Origin of the sequence: Methylobacter tundripaludum, from assembly GCF_002934365.1 — a bacterium.
In the GTDB taxonomy this organism is placed as follows: domain Bacteria; phylum Pseudomonadota; class Gammaproteobacteria; order Methylococcales; family Methylomonadaceae; genus Methylobacter_A; species Methylobacter_A tundripaludum_A.
The window spans coordinates 173,830-189,328 of record NZ_PTIY01000002.1 but is presented as its reverse complement, the minus strand read 5'-3'; the positions used below and the strand labels follow the sequence as shown (position 1 = coordinate 189,328).

The window sequence follows — 15,499 nt, the reverse complement described above, 5'->3', positions numbered from 1 at the left end:
AGCAGTGAAGTTATCCACCATTGCACTTACAGGGGCGCAAGTTTTGAGTTTACACAGTTATCAATCGGTAGACCGTGAGCAATTAGCCAAGGACATCGGCGAAATTCACCAACAAGCCCTAGCCAATATCGGCATTGACGATTTTGACCATTTAACCAAAATGGAACGCTGGGGAAAAATTTGCTCGATCATCGGTTACGGCACGGCCTGGATCTTCCCCAATCCGGTTTCCGCGCTGTTGATCAGCCAAGGCAGTTTCACGCGCTGGACACAAGTAGGACATCCGGTTGTTCATAGAGCCTACAACAAAGTTGAAGGCGTTGATAAAAATTACACCAGCAAAAAATTCGCACAAGGTTGGCGGCGGTTTATGGATTGGCCGGACTGGTTTACTGTCGCGGGCTGGCATCATGAGCATAACGTCTTGCATCATTACAGTTTGGGTGAAAAAGCCGACCCCAATAATGCGCAACACAATATGGAATGGCTGAGACAATCCAGCCTGCCGATGTGGCTGCGCTATGTGATCGTGGCGTTGTTTTCCGGGATATGGAAACTGGTTTATTACACGCCCAGAACACACAAGGAATTGCACTTGAATTCCGCCAGGCAACAGGGCGAGCCGGAACCGGTTATGACCCGTACAGGCGCCTGGAGCCTGTTTACCCAACAAGGACGAGCGTTCTGGCTGCAAAGTATTTTGCCTTACATCGCCTATCGTTTTGTGTTGCTGCCTTTGCTGTTTTTGCCGCTGGGAAGTTTTGCCGCTCTCAGCGTGTTGATTAATTCAATTCTGGCGGAAATTTTCACCAACATGCACAGTTTTCTGGTGATGATCCCGAATCATGCCGGGGATGATGTGATGATGTTTGACGAAAAAGCCAAAGGCAAAGGCGAGTTTTACCTGCGCCAGATTTTGGGCTCGGTAAATTATCCGACCGGTTCTAATTTTAATGATTTCTTTTACGGCTGGTTGAATTATCAAATCGAGCATCATCTATGGCCGGATATGCCGTTGAGCCAATATCAAAAAGTACAGCCTCAAGTGAGGGCGTTGTGCAAAAAACATAATATCCCCTATTTACAACAGTCTGTTTTTAAAAGGCTATTGAAAGCAGTGGACATTATGGTGGGAAAAACTTCGATGTTGAAGCCGGCCGTTGCATAAAAAAGACACGGTAATTTTTTAGAAGGCGGAGTCTTGCCGCCTATCACTTTGTTTAAATAGCTCCTCATGTCGGCATGGACTGCCGACATGGATGTAATCCGAGCCTTACTCATTTTACCTTAGGAAGCAAAATGCGAACCCGTTTCCCTCTAGCCCACGTTCTCGCTGTGATCGCAATTGCCTGTACGTTTCAGGCCTATGCCGGTGAACAGGATATACACCGAGTGCTTTCCAATGCGCTCGTTTGCAAAGGTAATCCGGCTGAAGCCGTATATCGGCTGGCTCAGCGAGGAAGCGACTTTGAATCGGGGTATGCCGCCCACGGTTTTGGCGACGGCACTTCATATAAGGCGGTGGTAATCTTGCGTAAACCGTTGCGCTTGGCCGGCGCAACGGCAGCAGCCGTCATATCCGAAACAGAAAACTCGCACGTCGATTTCGCGGCTTTCACTTATGCCTACTTCGAAGGCGACTATCGGGATGCGATTAAGACTCTCAAACTGCTGGCGACCAAACCGTTCACCGACACAAGCCTTGGCCGCTTCGTCTCCGAACAGCCATCGCCTTCTCGATGCCCGCCTACCGTCACTCTAACGCCTGTTGATGAAAAACATTTCTTGCTGGGTTGCGGATGGTGCAACGGCGGATAAATCGAGGCGATGGGATTTCTCCTATAAGCTCAATACATCTGCAATTTGCCAAAAAAATCGAATTCTTATTATCATACCAGCCTTGCTGTTAGTAAGAAGCGTCGGTTTATTTAACCGATTTGTAGCCGGCAGTGCCTGTTTTTCAGGTCTAATTAGGTCGTAACTATGAGTAATTCAATTGATAATAAATATAATAAATTCAGACTGAAACTGGAAAAATTACTGGAAGGATCAAACATAACTTTTAATGGCGATAACCCGTGGGATATTCGCGTCTATAACGCCGATTTGTATGAAAGAGTCCTCACTCAAGGCTCGGTGGGGATGGGCGAGGCCTATATGGATGGCTGGTGGGACTCAGGCCAACTCGACGAGCTATTTTGTAAAATCTGTCTGGCCCAAATTAAAAAGAAAGTCTCTCTCAATCCGCACGTCATCAAAAAAAGCCTGCTGGCTTATTTTTCCAATCAGCAAAGCAAGCATCTCACTTCCGACATCATCAAACACCATTACGATATTGGTAATGATTTATACAGCGCAATGCTCGATAAAAGCCTGGCTTACAGCTGCGGCTATTGGCGCAAAGCCAACACGCTGGATCAAGCGCAACAACACAAATTCGACTTGATATGCAGAAAACTGAATCTACAGCCGGGACAAAAAATACTGGATATGGGCTGCGGATGGGGCGGTTTTATGAAATATGCGGCCGAACATTACCGGGTTTCTTGCGTCGGCATCACGCTGTCGGAAGAACAATATGCGTTGAGTCAATCCTTGTGCGCCGATCTTCCGGTTGAAATACGCCTGACCGATTACCGCAATCTCAATGAAACCTTTGATCACATTGTATCGATTGGCATGTTTGAGCACGTCGGCTACAAAAACTATGCCCACTACATGAAGGTTGCGAGGAAATGCCTCAACGATGACGGCCTGTTTCTGTTACACACCATCGGCGGCAATAGATCGGTCATTACCGTCGATCCGTGGATGGAAAAATACATTTTCCCCGGCGGCATGCTGCCTTCGATCAAACAAATTGCCAAAGCCACTGAAGACAAGTTCATTATCGAAGATTTGCATAATTTCGGCGCCGATTACGATAAAACCTTGATGTGTTGGTTTGACAACTTTGATGCCGGCTGGAGCGGGATCGCCGCCAACTACGACGAGCGTTTTTACCGGATGTGGAAATATTATTTGCTGTCTTGTGCGGGGGCGTTCCGATCGCGGGAAAATCAGCTTTGGCAGATTGTTTTATCCAAAAACGGTGTGCCAGGAGGGTATGTATCGGTCCGCTAATTTATTAATATATGCCATACGGCGTGTTGTGCGTATCCTGGTGGTACGCACAACACGCCCTCGCCTACCGGTTTATATGCGGATCAAGATGAACGATATGCCCGTGATCATCAAAATAAACGGTAATCATTGCTGCATCCCGGCACTGTTGCAATTCACCGGTTTTCACTTGATAAAACGCGCATAGCTCCGCATCGTTGACAACTTTATGGGCCGACGGGTGCATCACTCTGCTCCGTAAGGTGCGGTAGAGTACCCAGCATAACCAGAGCGCCGCCATGACCAGCAAGGTTACAACGTAAATCTCCATCAGTTCCAGCAGGCTTTTGTAACCGCCGAACCAGCGCATTTCATTGATCATGTTTTTATCGCCCAGCACCCAACTGCTTAGGGTGACCAACGGAACCAGCAAATAAATCCACATGATCCAACAGACGGCCCAAACCAATAAAGCGCTTATTCGTTTTCGCAGGCTTTGCAGCTGCGGTGCGTTAATAATGTACTCTTTCATTTCTCGCGCAAGCCTCTGTCCACGGTGACCCATATCGCGCGTTGCCCGCGTTTCTTTTTTATCGCCCGGATCGAGCCGACGATGGTCGTGCCGACGTTTATCAGCCAATATACGATGGGGTACCAGACCATCCAGTAATAATAGCGCGCGACGCCGCCGGTCCGGTATTCGTAACGCGAATCTATGAACAGACTGACTGCAAACTGGATAAGACAGGTCAGGCTCAACAACATGCTGGTCCAGTTAGGGCTCAGATCGTGCAACGAGTCATTGGTCGATTCGGTAAACAAGTCCACAGGTGCGTAAAGCACATGCAACAGGATCAAAAACGCCCAAAAGATACTGATCAGGCATTCGCCGTATAACAGCCACATGCCGCGCGACGACCAGCGAAACAGATCGCGAAAATAGCGCAACAACACTTCGGTTCCGCCCTGCGCCCAACGCATCCGCTGCTTCCATAAGCCGTGCAGGGTTTCCGGCATCAACACCCAGCACAAAGCGTTCGGTTCAAAATAGATCGACCAACCGGCCAGCTGCAATTTCCAGCTGATGTCGATGTCTTCGGTGACCATATCGTTGCTCCAGTAACCCACATCGTGCAACGCGGATTTTCGGAATGCCGCAATAACGCCGGAGACGGTGAATACTTGTCCGTAAGAACGTTGCGCCCGCTTGATCATGCCGACGATGGCCGAGAATTCGCCAACCTGGATACGGCCTAACAGCGTGGAGCGGTTGCGTATGCGCGGATTGCCGGTCACCGCCCCCACATTGGGATTATCCTGAAAATGCCGCACCATCCAGGCGATAGCTTCGGGAGCCAGCAGCGCATCGCCGTCGATGCAAATCAGGATTTCACTGTTCGCCAGCAATGCAGCGGTGCGCAGGCCCATCGCCTTGCCCTGGTTGGTATGCAAATTAACCACACGAAGCCGACTGTGTTGTTCGGCCAGCTCCTGCAATATTTCCAGGGTATTGTCTTTGCTGCCGTCATTAACGACGATAATTTCAAACGCGGGATATTTTTGCAGCAGCAAAACTTCCACGGTTTCACGAACATTCTCCCCTTCGTTATAACAGGGTATCAATATCGAAACCGGCGGATAATCGGTTAATTCCGGCAGATGTTCGGCATTGCCCTGCTGATGCCATTCATAGCGAAAATAAAAAATAATCGCACCAAACATCCAGATGTAGGCCATAAACAAAGGATAGTAATAAATGAATCCTTCTATGGCGCCATCCAGCGGTCCCCATGCAGACACAAAGTCATTCCATTGGTTCTGTAGTATTGCGCCAAGGTTTTGCAATGAAGTATTCATGATTTTCCAGGGTGTGCAGCATCGCCCACCCTATGCAGGTTGATTGGGACAAAATTCATGGTCAGGGCAAAATAGGAAGTGAGAAATGTTGTTGCAAATCCACCAAGCGCGGCTGATCCTCAAAAACATTATCGGGGTAATAACCGATGTGACTGACGCCGAGTTTTTTCAACAACTCCAGTTGTTCGATAAATACCGGCATCGGGATTTTCTGTTGGGTTTTCCAATCGACCGATTGCAGCTCAAACACGGTCTTTTTAAGGCCGTCAGGCTCTTTAGCCGCAGTTTTTACCAATTGTGTAAGCCACTGCTTCGGATTTTCCGCCTCTTCCATAAACGGCATGGCTTCAATCGCAACGTAATCGTAATGCGCTAAAAAGGAGGTAAAAGACTGGGCGTACCATTCTTCGCTGTAGGGCTTTAACAAAGGCAGCGCATAAAAATTACGCGCAGTCTTTATGTCGGGCCGGTAAGTACGCACCCGGCTTGCCAGCTCATCGGTAAATTGATTAATCAACTCGGTTTTATGTTGCGCCCACGCCATGCGCATTGCGCTGGTCGAATGCAACTGCTCGAATTGATCGGGCAGGCCCCATGCCTCTTTCGCATAAGCCAGGGCCAGCGGAGATACATCTTCATAATCCGATAAAATGCCGTCGTCATGAAACAAGATGCCGTCAAAGCTGCAATATTTGGCTAAATCTTCGTAAATTTCCGCCACATACTGGCGCGCTTCGGGATTGAACGGCGACAGCCGGGTGTAGATATGGCTGGATTTTTGCGCCTTGCCGTCCCGCCATTCCTGAACATACCACGATTCCGGCAGGTTGCCCTGATAGGCCATAATCGGCATCCAGGCATAAACCTTGACTCTGGCTACGGTTTTTAACTGCCAGGCAACCCGGCTGAACAAATCCTGTTTTACCGGCAAATGGCGATTAGGGAAATATAACGCATCGGCGTTGCCATCGCCGTCGGGATCGGCATAGGCCTGTAAATAGACCGTATTGATATGCATGTCTTTGATGCGTTGAACCACGGCATCCAGATTATGCTCGGTTTGCTTGGGGTCTTTATCATAAAGATAATCCATATCCAGATGCGCTACCCGCAAAGACCTATTGGCGCGCAATCCTGTAACGATGTCTGCAAATTGCTTGACATCGGGATTATCCACCATGATCAAACGACGTAAGGTGCTTATATCCGCCAACGTATTTGAACCGTCGTCCAACCTCATCGTTATCGGCATTCCCGCTTCACGCGAGGCCTGCACGGCAATTTGATTATATTCGCCATAAGGCCAGACCATCACCCTAGGCCTGACACCGACATGCTGAAAAATGAACTCAGCACTTTTCAACAGAGCTGTATGGATACGTTCGCGATACTGTTCATCGGTTTCGTAAACCAGCATCGGGTCGTCATACAGCCGGGTAACCGCCGCAGCCTGCGAATTGGCTTGAGGATTGGCGTTCACGCCTTTATGCAGGTCGTAACTGTGCGAGGCCACTTCCACCAAACCGGACTGCACCATTTCTCTTACCTGCTCCCAACTGAGTAATGGCTTGCCCGGATCGTCGGCAGTGACGTTGCCGTCCATCCAGGTTCCCACCAGAGCAACAGTAGCGGGGTAATGATATTTTTTTAATAGGGGAAAGACACGGGTATAAAAACTCTGGTAGCCGTCATCAAAAGTCAACAGAGCGGCTTTATCGGGTAATGAATCCTTGCCTGCGGCCGCATCAAGGACATTTTGTACGCTGACTATCTTGTAGCCTTTGTTTTTCAACCAGCCTAGATGCTCTTCAAGATGCTCGACACCAACATCCATTTTATCAACAGAACGTCTAGCATCTTCGGCAGTAAGTATGTCGTGATAATTAAGAACAAAAAAATGATGTTCTTTGGCTGATACGGTGCCGAAAAATCCAATAAGAAAAACCAACAAGCACGCTTTTTTGACGTAATTGGCGACTGTAACAGAAGTAAAAATGGTCATGACATCCAGATTGCAAAAAGAAAAACTCACCGACGGGCGACAATATTAACCGAAAAACCTGCAAACCGGATTGAATAATAGATAGAGAATGATCATACAGCCGGCTTCAGACTGCAAAATTCGCTCAACCGTAGTATTTTACACTCTCAATGAACGGCGCCCCTCCCCCGTCGATATGGCTGAATTAGAAATCGAGATCCTCGTCATAAAAATCACCGAGTTGTTCCTGCAAGCGTTTTTTCTCCCAATACAGTTCAATTTTTCTGCGTGCAGCCATCTTTTTTGCAGCCCGCTCGCTTTCATTAGGAAGCGTTACATACTCATTACTCAAACCCAAATCGAAGCCTTCAATATCAAGATCAACCTCATCTTTATTTTTGTCGGCACCCATTTCAGGACCGGATTTATCGGATACGGATTTAGATACTTTCATAGTCATAATTAATCTAGTCTTTAAAAAGTGACTTTTTAATTACTTATGGCAAGCTTGTAAAGCGAAATTTTAATCCAACTGTAATAAAACCTTGGGTCAGGTATCGCTTCTCAATTGCCGGACGGAGCTATACATAATCAACAGTTTCATTTGTTATTGATTTATAGCGTATTCCTTAACTCATCAAGCATATTTTCTCACCTCACGGCTTTTTTAAGGATTACAATACTCGCCAAGCTCGATAACCCATCTAAAAACATCGCGTAATTTATGAAAGTAAGCGTACAAATTTTAATCGGCATGACACTTATTGTACTGACGGCATGCTCGACTCAAGAGATCAAACAAGACGCACAACCCATTCCGGCTGTTGATAAAGCGCCGGCAATGGCGCCCGGTTCATCGCCAATGTCCGGTCAAAATCCGCCATTGACACTGGCTAAAGATGACAAAACATTAAACCTGATGAGAATCATGGATGGCGGTGCATGCAAAAATGATTATCAAGGCGCTAAAGGGATATTTCTGATCTATGCCGACCCGGCCGATGTAGAACGGATTAGACATGAACAAGGAACGAAAATCTTCGGTGATTTCGAAAACAAAATTCAACTGTTTGCAACAGAAGCGCTGCAAAAAGCTATTAATGAGACCAATCTCGGTGAAGACCCCTTTTCCCTGGGCGCGGATGAAGCGCAAGAAAAGCTGGCCAAGCAATTGTTTAACAATTTCCGCAGCAGCGTAGCGGACGCCGTTAAGCTATTTAAGCAAGAAACAACCCTGACGCTCGATATTGTTCCATTTGCCCCGTCATTTATTTTTTATCAACAAGGCTGCGAAGCCACGCATCTTGAGCCAGAGATTTAGGCTTACAAGGTTATCTGACTTTATAATCAAGTTAAGAGGTGAACCATTATGGGCTGGAGAGAACGTACACATGAAGATACTTATTCCGATGCTGATGTCGAACAACGCTTAAAGGAAGAATTACCGCACTGGTATCTGGAAAACGGCTGGATTCGGCGTAAATACAAAACCAGCGGCTGGAAAGCGACACTGATGGTTGTCAATACGGTGGGACACTTGGCCGAGGCTGCATTTCATCATCCCGACCTTACTGTTTCTTACGCCTTTGTGATCGTTAAATTGATGAATCATGCCGCCAAAGGCATTACCAACAAAGATTTTGAATTGGCCCGTAAAATCGAAGAAGTGGTCATGTGGCAACCCGGCAACGAAGGCGGCGCACTGGAAGGCACACCCGACGACCCGCGGTTTAAATACCTCAAATATGATTAGATGCCCGGATAACGTTGACAAGCATTCTGTCTATGAAAGCCGAAATTGAAAACCGGGCGAAAGGCACAAGGCGAAAAAACCTCGTCAATATAGCCCTTTAGCCTTTAGCCTTTAGCCTTTAGCCTTTAGCCTTTAGCCTTTAGCCTTTAGCCTTTAGCCTTATATTTTCGTGCCTTTCGTGGACAGCTCTAGTCAATTATTTTCAGTTTGAGTAAATGTACGCGCCGACTATCCGCCCTAATAACTTCAAATTTCATAGCATCTACGACCAGACTCTCGCCCTTTTTGGGCATATGCTCAAGCTGGCTGACAATAAATCCGCCGATGGTATCGTACTCATCAGTTGCGAGATGGGTGGAAAAATATTCGTCAAACTCATCCATAGGCGTCAGCGCTTTAATCATATATTCATTTTGGCTGCGCTGAAAAATATAGCCTTCGTCTTCATGCTCGTCGTGCTCGTCTTCAATCTCGCCGACGATTTGCTCTAACACATCCTCAATGGTGACCAAGCCTGCCGACTGACCGTATTCATCGACAACAATCGCCATGTGATTACCGTTGGTACGCAATTCTTTAAGCAATACATTCAAGCGCTTGCTTTCCGGAACAACGCATGACGGGCGCATTATTTCATGAACTTTCAGGGTTTTATTTTCCAAGATGCGTGTCAGCAGATCTTTGGCTAGCAACACGCCGACCACCTTGCTCCGATCGCCGTCAATGACCGGGTAACGCGAGTGCCCGAATTCCGTAACCAGCGGCATGATGGTTTCCAGTTCGGCGTCTTTGGGTACGACCACCATTTGAATGCGGGGAATCATAATATCCCTGACCCGCATTTGAGACACCTGCAAAACGCCTTCAATCATGGACAAAGCGTCCGTATCCAATAAGCGTTTTTCCCGTGCCTCTCTTAATATTTCAAGTAGATCCTCAAGGTCTTGCGGCTCCCCAGTCAGTAAATGGCTGATCTTATCGACCCAGCTTTTCTGCGGGGAGTTTCTACTTGGGGGTTGTTCGTCACTCATTTGTCTTATACCTCACTATAGGGATTATTTATCTGTAACTTGTTTAAAATGGCTATTTCTTTGTTTTCCATAAGCTCGGCTTCCGCGTCGTCGATGTGATCATAGCCTAACAAATGCAGTACGCCATGCACGACAATATGCGCCCAATGATCGGCCAGCAGCTTGCCTTGTTCCTGCGCCTCTTTTTCCAGTACCGGCGCGCAGATGACCAGATCGCCGAGCAAATTCAGTTCGATACCCGGAGGCAGGTCAACCGGAAAGCTGAGGATATTGGTCGGGCCTGATTTATGGCGATACTGCTCATTGAGGTCGGCGCTTTCCTGCTCATCAACAATACGCACCACAATCTCGGTGTCCTGATTATGTCCATCCAATGCCGCATCGACCCAACACTGGATTTGTTGTTGATCCGGCCGGCCTTCCGATTCAAACACAGCTTGGATCTCTATGTTGTTCACGACTCAGCCTTGCCGCTCTTTTCATAGGCTTCATAAGCGGAAACGATGCGTTGCACCAAGGGGTGCCTGACCACATCACGCACATCGAAAAAAGTAAAACTGATGCCGTCAACATTCTTTAACACTTCAAGCACATGCCGTAGGCCGGACATTTTTTCGGAGGGTAAATCGATTTGGGTAACGTCCCCGGTAACCACAGCCGTCGATCCGAATCCCACGCGGGTCAGAAACATCTTGATCTGCTCGATGGTGGTATTTTGCGCCTCGTCCAGGATAATAAAAGCATCATTCAGCGTCCTGCCGCGCATGAAAGCCAGCGGCGCAACCTCGATAATGCCTTTGTCGATCATTTTCTCAACACGCTCAAAACCGAGCATGTCGTACAGCGCGTCATACAAAGGCCGTAGATAAGGATCGACTTTTTGCGCCATATCGCCCGGCAGAAAACCCAGTTTTTCACCGGCCTCTACAGCAGGACGCACCAGAATAATTTTTTTGACCTTCTCGCTTTGCAATGCCTCAATCGCGCAAGCGACCGCCAAATAGGTTTTGCCGGTTCCTGCCGGTCCCACCCCGAAATTAATATCATGCGTCATGATTTTCCGCAGATATTCTTGCTGGTTAATCCCTCGCCCCCGGATCATTCCGCACTTGGTCTTGATGCTTACATTTTGCTGAGCTGACGTTGCCGGGGCATCCAACAGCTCGTCGATCGATGAATCCTGCATGGCCAAATGAACCAATTCTGCTGTCAGTTGCTCTTTCTCGGTGCTGGCAAACAACTTCTGCATGACGGCGCAAGCCGCTTTTACCGAACTGTCTAACCCAGTCACCCTGAACTGGTTGCCGCGATTGGCAATTTCAACTTGAAGACGCGATTCAATCTGCCGCAAATGCGCATCGAATTGGCCGCAAAAATTGGACAACCGGCCATTATCGGCTGGGCCTAAGGAAATTTCCTGTGAAATCATAAATCAATTGTTACCAAGCATGTTTTATCAAGAAGAATTGGAGGAAGTGGTGACTATACGACCGCGCAAGGAATTAGGCAAAGCCTCGGCAATCAATACATCGACAAACTGCCCAGCCAACCGGGGATGACCGATAAAATTAACCACCCGATTATTCTCGGTTCTGCCCTGCATTTGCAGCGGATTCTTTTTAGACTGCCCCTCAACCAAAACCGTTTGCACGGTGCCGATCATGCTCTGTGAAATCGCCGCCGTCATTTCATTAATGCGGTTTTGAAACCGTTCCAAACGCTGTTTTTTAACTTCCGCCGGCACGTCATCCGGCAAATCGGCCGCCGGCGTTCCAGGGCGCTGACTGTAAACAAAACTGAATGACAAGTCGAAGCCGATTTCTTCAATGAACGACATGGTTTCTTCAAACTCGGCATCGGTTTCACCGGGAAAACCGATAATGAAATCCGATGACAAATAAATATGGGGCCGCACCGCGCGCAACTTGCGGATGATCTCAATATAGTCGGCGCGCGTATGTCCGCGCTTCATCATTTTCAAGATATGGTTGCTGCCGCTTTGCACCGGCAAATGCAGATGGTCAACCAGTTGCGGAATTTCGGCGAAAGCCTCGATCAACTCGTCGGTGAATTCCATCGGATGCGAGGTGGTAAAACGAATCCGGTCTATACCCTCCACCGCCGCCACATAATGCAGCAATAAGGCAAAATCGGCGATGTCGCCATCGTCCATGACGCCCCGATAGGCATTGACGTTTTGGCCTAGCAGATTGACTTCCCTAACGCCTTGTTTGGCCAAGGCGCTAATTTCGGCGATTACGTCATCCAGCGGACGGCTGATCTCTTCACCGCGAGTGTAAGGCACCACGCAGAACGTACAATATTTGCTGCAACCTTCCATCACCGAAACAAAGGCTTTCGGGCCTTCCGCTCTTGGCTCCGGCAACGCATCGAATTTTTCTATTTCAGGAAAGGAGACATCAACGACGGGCTTTTGCTGGCTGCGCGCCTGATCCAGCAGCTGAGGCAAACGGTGCAGGGTTTGCGGTCCGAACACAATGTCCACAAACGGAGCACGCTTTTGGATAGCCGCGCCTTCCTGGCTGGCGACACAGCCGCCGACACCGATAATTACGTCGGGACGCTTGTCTTTAATCTTGCGCCATTTACCCAAAGCCGAAAAGACTTTTTCCTGCGCTTTTTCGCGTATCGAGCAGGTATTCAGCAACAAGACATCTGCTTGTTTCGGGTCGTCAATCAATTCAAATCCATGCGAGGTATTGAGCACATCCCGCATCTTTTCGGAATCGTACTCGTTCATCTGGCAACCGTTGGTTTGAATATAAAGTTTTTGTGTCATATTTTTATAAATAAATCTTCCGAAAAGCATTGGGGCTTAACCCCTCAATTTAAAGCCCGTTTCTTGATTCTATTGAGACGGCAGATAGCAAAAAAGCCCAGGACAATTGTCCAGAGCTTTGTACGACTGTATAGACACAGATAAAGTGGCGGTTCAGGCAATGCCGAAACGATGATAATTATAACCTGAAGACAGTTTAAACAAGTAGTTTAGCCCTAAAACTCTTCCCATTCATCGGCGTTTGCTGTCGTCACTTGAGATTTTGGCTTGACGACCGCCGTGCTTGAGGGAGATTTGACGTCTTTTTTTAACCGCATAATTGCAACCCCGACTGTGGTCGATGCAGAAACAAAAGGGGATCCGGTGCCGAGCATGGTTTCCGCCTCGCTGAATTTTTTTGCATTGATCATAGCGGCTACTCTACCGGCCTCGATATGGAAGGCCGCATGTTTAGACACACATTCGGAATAACTTGGCTTATGGCTAAGCTGGGGCTTGGCTCCACCGTGCAGCCATTTACCTAACTCACAGCAATCGTCTTTTGAAATAGTCGCAACATCCATCTCCTGACGTTTTGATATAGCCGCACGCAGTTTGACCTTCCACTCGGAATGCTGCTCAAGCGCTTTATCCAAATCTATACCGACTTCATCTGACACCGGCGCATTTTTATAGGTCTCGATCTTAACCGGCGCGCTTTTTCTGTCAGCTTGACTATAAGCGACCGACTTAGTCTTAACGGAATTATCAGCAACCTGTGAGCTACCGTGCAATTTGAAACTCGCTACCGCGGCCGACAAGTGTTCGGTTTGCTCTTCCAGCGATTCTGAGGCAGCTGCGGCTTGCTCTACCAAGGCGGCATTTTGCTGAGTCACGTCGTCCATTTGAGTAATGGCCTGGTTAACCTGCTCGATGCCCGAGGTTTGCTCAACCGAAGCGGCGCTGATCTCGGACATGATAGTAGTCACACTGCGAATGGAACTGACGATTTCTTGCATGGTTTTCCCGGCCTGGGCGACCAATTTACTACCGTCCTCAACCCTTTCCACCGAATCGCCAATCAGGTTTTTAATTTCTCCCGCAGCAGCCGAGGCGCGTTGCGCCAGATTGCGGACTTCTACGGCCACAACGGCAAAACCCCGGCCTTGTTCACCGGCGCGAGCCGCTTCCACTGCGGCGTTGAGCGCAAGAATATTGGTTTGGAAGGCAATGCTGTCGATCACTGAAATGATGTCCACAATCTTGCTTGAGGCTTGGTTGATGCCTTCCATTGTCGTTACGACTTCGCTGACTGCATTGACCCCCCGTCCGGCGATGTCCGATGCGCTGACCGCAAGTCGGCTCGCGTGCTTGGCGTTTTCGCTGTTTTGCTGCACGGTGGAGGTCAACTCTTCCATGCTGGCGGCGGTTTCTTCCAGACTCGCCGCTTGCTCTTCGGTGCGATGCGACAAATCATTATTACCCGCTGCAATTTCTTTAGCCGCGTTGCTAATCGTGTCGACGGAGTCCCTGATTCCGCCTATGGTATTTTTGAGGTTTTCCACCGTTTCATTGACAGCTTCTTTGACTTGACCAAAAGCGCCCGGGTAATTTTGGCTGATAGTTTGCGTTAAATCGCCTTGAGCCAGCGCTTTTGCAACACGCTCTATATCGCTAAAGCCTGAATCGCAGGTTTCAATCAAAGTATTCAGGTCGGTCAAAATATCTTTAAACAGGAACTCGTAGTTATCCGCGTGGGCACGGCATGAAAAATCACCTTTAGCCCCCGCTTCTGCGAGCGTTTTGATTTCATTATTGATACCCAGCAAAGCTGTTTTAACGGCGTCTACGGCGGCTGTCACCTTGGCTTTATCGCCGGGCAAACGATCCATGTCACGGGAAAAATCCCCCCTGGCGTATTGCGAAACAATATCAACCACCTGCATTTTTACGGCGACGTGGCTTGCTACCAGCTCATTAATCTCTTTCGCCATCTTGCCGTAAGTGCCGGGAAACTGGGCGGCGTCGATTTGCTCGTGAATCCATCCCTCAGCGTGCTTTTGCGCCATAACACCCTGAGCGACGACAAAGCTGTTAATAGAATCCTGCATGGCTTTCATTGACTGCAACGTTCCTTCGGTTCCATTATTTCGACCCGTGTCAATTTTGGAACTCAAATCGCCATTGCCAATTCGGTTTGCCAGGAAAGCGACCGTTGCTGATTCAATACCTTCAATCCTTAACTGGACCGCCAAAAACACTAAAATTACCGCTTCAAACACCAAGTATGCCGCATGAAGCAGCACAACACCGAAGTTTGGTCCATTACGGAACACCCACACATCTAACTGCATACTTTGCAAGTAGTTACAAGCCAAATGATGAACAGCAACCAACCCCGTAGCAAAAATAATCGGCCGCCAATCCCGGTAAGCCAATAAAAAGGCAAGCACTACAAACAGACCGAAGTGTATTTCTATCAGGCCATGACTGACTTGAATTTGGATCGCGATCTGAATGACAAATGCGCTTGCCATCGCCAGTCTCGAGATCAGCGTACCCGGCGTTGAACGCCATATTAAAAAAGGGATGACTACGGCCGGGAGGCCAACCGCCAAGCTAAAAACTATCCCGTCATAAACCAGTCCAACAACTACCGTAACCAAAAATACGGTGACCACTGTAATCATCATTACACCGTCCACTTTGGTACGAATAGGCTTTAGCAAGTCTTCTTGATCATTCATCATTTTTCCTTAATCTAATAAACATTATTTGTGCAGTGTTCACCGGCCGGCGCTTCCAATATGAACCAGCCCAATGCACAAGCGCTATAAGCAAGCCATACCGCAAAAAGCGCGGTCATTCCGTAGCTCTTGCGGCGATAGCAAGGAGTGGTTACTGCTGTTGTTAGAGGCGGCTTAGTGTTGCGTTGATTGACAGTAATCACTTTCAACTCCTGATCGCCAAACCGGTCACATTCAGGACAAATGTGG

The 15,499-nt window shown here is 48.2% G+C and carries 14 protein-coding genes; 5 read left to right on the top strand and 9 right to left on the bottom strand.

Going from position 1 to position 15,499, the window contains the following annotated elements; genetic code table 11:
* Positions 1-43: 43 nt before the first annotated feature.
* The 3 genes from B0F88_RS02945 to cfa all read left to right on the top strand — a co-directional run bounded on the left by B0F88_RS02945 (position 44) and on the right by cfa (position 3,123).
* Positions 44-1,168: a fatty acid desaturase family protein gene (locus tag B0F88_RS02945; protein ID WP_104422454.1), complete on the top strand. Its 1,125-nt coding sequence runs from the start codon at positions 44-46 to the stop codon at positions 1,166-1,168.
* A 131-nt stretch (positions 1,169-1,299) separates the two neighbouring features.
* A complete protein-coding gene (locus B0F88_RS02940; protein ID WP_146083304.1) occupies positions 1,300-1,818 on the top strand; it encodes a hypothetical protein in 519 nt (172 codons plus the stop codon).
* Positions 1,819-1,983: 165 nt separating this feature from the next.
* On the top strand, positions 1,984-3,123 hold the full coding sequence (cfa, locus tag B0F88_RS02935; RefSeq protein WP_104422452.1) for a cyclopropane fatty acyl phospholipid synthase: 1,140 nt from the start codon (positions 1,984-1,986) through the stop codon (positions 3,121-3,123).
* A 64-nt stretch (positions 3,124-3,187) separates the two neighbouring features.
* Here cfa and pgaD read toward each other — a convergent pair whose 3' ends face one another.
* The 4 genes from pgaD to B0F88_RS02915 form a co-directional block, all read right to left on the bottom strand.
* Positions 3,188-3,634: a poly-beta-1,6-N-acetyl-D-glucosamine biosynthesis protein PgaD gene (gene pgaD / locus B0F88_RS02930; protein ID WP_181049825.1), complete on the bottom strand. Its 447-nt coding sequence runs from the start codon at positions 3,632-3,634 to the stop codon at positions 3,188-3,190.
* Positions 3,631-4,959, bottom strand: a complete 1,329-nt coding sequence (pgaC, locus tag B0F88_RS02925) for a poly-beta-1,6-N-acetyl-D-glucosamine synthase (RefSeq protein WP_181049824.1) — start codon at positions 4,957-4,959, stop codon at positions 3,631-3,633. Before pgaC ends, pgaD begins: the two co-directional genes overlap by 4 nt.
* Before the next feature lie 61 nt (positions 4,960-5,020).
* Positions 5,021-6,961, bottom strand: coding sequence for a poly-beta-1,6-N-acetyl-D-glucosamine N-deacetylase PgaB (pgaB, locus tag B0F88_RS02920; protein ID WP_104422662.1), 1,941 nt, complete (start codon positions 6,959-6,961; stop codon positions 5,021-5,023).
* A gap of 184 nt (positions 6,962-7,145) precedes the next feature.
* Positions 7,146-7,400, bottom strand: coding sequence for a PA3496 family putative envelope integrity protein (locus B0F88_RS02915; RefSeq protein WP_258076543.1), 255 nt, complete (start codon positions 7,398-7,400; stop codon positions 7,146-7,148).
* A 264-nt stretch (positions 7,401-7,664) separates the two neighbouring features.
* Here B0F88_RS02915 and B0F88_RS02910 point away from each other — a divergent pair, with 264 nt between their 5' ends.
* Entirely contained in the window at positions 7,665-8,261 is a 597-nt protein-coding gene (locus B0F88_RS02910) for a hypothetical protein (protein WP_104422449.1), read from the top strand.
* 48 nt (positions 8,262-8,309) lie between these two features.
* Complete coding sequence (locus B0F88_RS02905) at positions 8,310-8,693, top strand: 4a-hydroxytetrahydrobiopterin dehydratase (protein ID WP_104422448.1); 384 nt, start codon at positions 8,310-8,312, stop codon at positions 8,691-8,693.
* Positions 8,694-8,881: 188 nt separating this feature from the next.
* Here B0F88_RS02905 and B0F88_RS02900 read toward each other — a convergent pair whose 3' ends face one another.
* The 5 genes from B0F88_RS02900 to B0F88_RS02880 all read right to left on the bottom strand — a co-directional run bounded on the left by B0F88_RS02900 (position 8,882) and on the right by B0F88_RS02880 (position 15,250).
* On the bottom strand, positions 8,882-9,724 hold the full coding sequence (locus B0F88_RS02900; protein WP_104422447.1) for an HlyC/CorC family transporter: 843 nt from the start codon (positions 9,722-9,724) through the stop codon (positions 8,882-8,884).
* A 5-nt stretch (positions 9,725-9,729) separates the two neighbouring features.
* Positions 9,730-10,182, bottom strand: a complete 453-nt coding sequence (gene ybeY / locus B0F88_RS02895; RefSeq protein ID WP_104422446.1) for an rRNA maturation RNase YbeY — start codon at positions 10,180-10,182, stop codon at positions 9,730-9,732.
* The gene (locus B0F88_RS02890) at positions 10,179-11,153 is read right to left on the bottom strand and encodes a PhoH family protein (RefSeq protein WP_104422445.1); all 975 of its coding nucleotides are present in this window, start codon (positions 11,151-11,153) and stop codon (positions 10,179-10,181) included. The genes ybeY and B0F88_RS02890 overlap by 4 nt, the downstream gene beginning before the upstream one ends.
* Positions 11,154-11,180: 27 nt before the next feature.
* Positions 11,181-12,524, bottom strand: coding sequence for a tRNA (N6-isopentenyl adenosine(37)-C2)-methylthiotransferase MiaB (miaB, locus tag B0F88_RS02885; protein ID WP_104422661.1), 1,344 nt, complete (start codon positions 12,522-12,524; stop codon positions 11,181-11,183).
* A gap of 215 nt (positions 12,525-12,739) precedes the next feature.
* Positions 12,740-15,250, bottom strand: a complete 2,511-nt coding sequence (locus B0F88_RS02880; protein WP_258076542.1) for a methyl-accepting chemotaxis protein — start codon at positions 15,248-15,250, stop codon at positions 12,740-12,742.
* Positions 15,251-15,499 lie beyond the last annotated feature (249 nt).

Bases quoted from the DNA above. Each gene is read 5' to 3' on its own strand.
- B0F88_RS02940 (WP_146083304.1), top strand. From the start codon at position 1,300: ATGCGAACCCGTTTCCCTCTAGCCCACGTTCTCGCTGTGATCGCAATT.
- B0F88_RS02890 (WP_104422445.1), bottom strand. From the start codon at position 11,153: ATGATTTCACAGGAAATTTCCTTAGGCCCAGCCGATAATGGCCGGTTG.
- pgaB (WP_104422662.1), bottom strand. From the start codon at position 6,961: ATGACCATTTTTACTTCTGTTACAGTCGCCAATTACGTCAAAAAAGCG.
- B0F88_RS02900 (WP_104422447.1), bottom strand. From the start codon at position 9,724: ATGAGTGACGAACAACCCCCAAGTAGAAACTCCCCGCAGAAAAGCTGG.
- miaB (WP_104422661.1), bottom strand. From the start codon at position 12,524: ATGACACAAAAACTTTATATTCAAACCAACGGTTGCCAGATGAACGAG.
- B0F88_RS02905 (WP_104422448.1), top strand. From the start codon at position 8,310: ATGGGCTGGAGAGAACGTACACATGAAGATACTTATTCCGATGCTGAT.
- B0F88_RS02910 (WP_104422449.1), top strand. From the start codon at position 7,665: ATGAAAGTAAGCGTACAAATTTTAATCGGCATGACACTTATTGTACTG.
- B0F88_RS02880 (WP_258076542.1), bottom strand. From the start codon at position 15,250: ATGAATGATCAAGAAGACTTGCTAAAGCCTATTCGTACCAAAGTGGAC.
- pgaC (WP_181049824.1), bottom strand. From the start codon at position 4,959: ATGAATACTTCATTGCAAAACCTTGGCGCAATACTACAGAACCAATGG.
- B0F88_RS02915 (WP_258076543.1), bottom strand. From the start codon at position 7,400: ATGACTATGAAAGTATCTAAATCCGTATCCGATAAATCCGGTCCTGAA.
- cfa (WP_104422452.1), top strand. From the start codon at position 1,984: ATGAGTAATTCAATTGATAATAAATATAATAAATTCAGACTGAAACTG.
- pgaD (WP_181049825.1), bottom strand. From the start codon at position 3,634: ATGAAAGAGTACATTATTAACGCACCGCAGCTGCAAAGCCTGCGAAAA.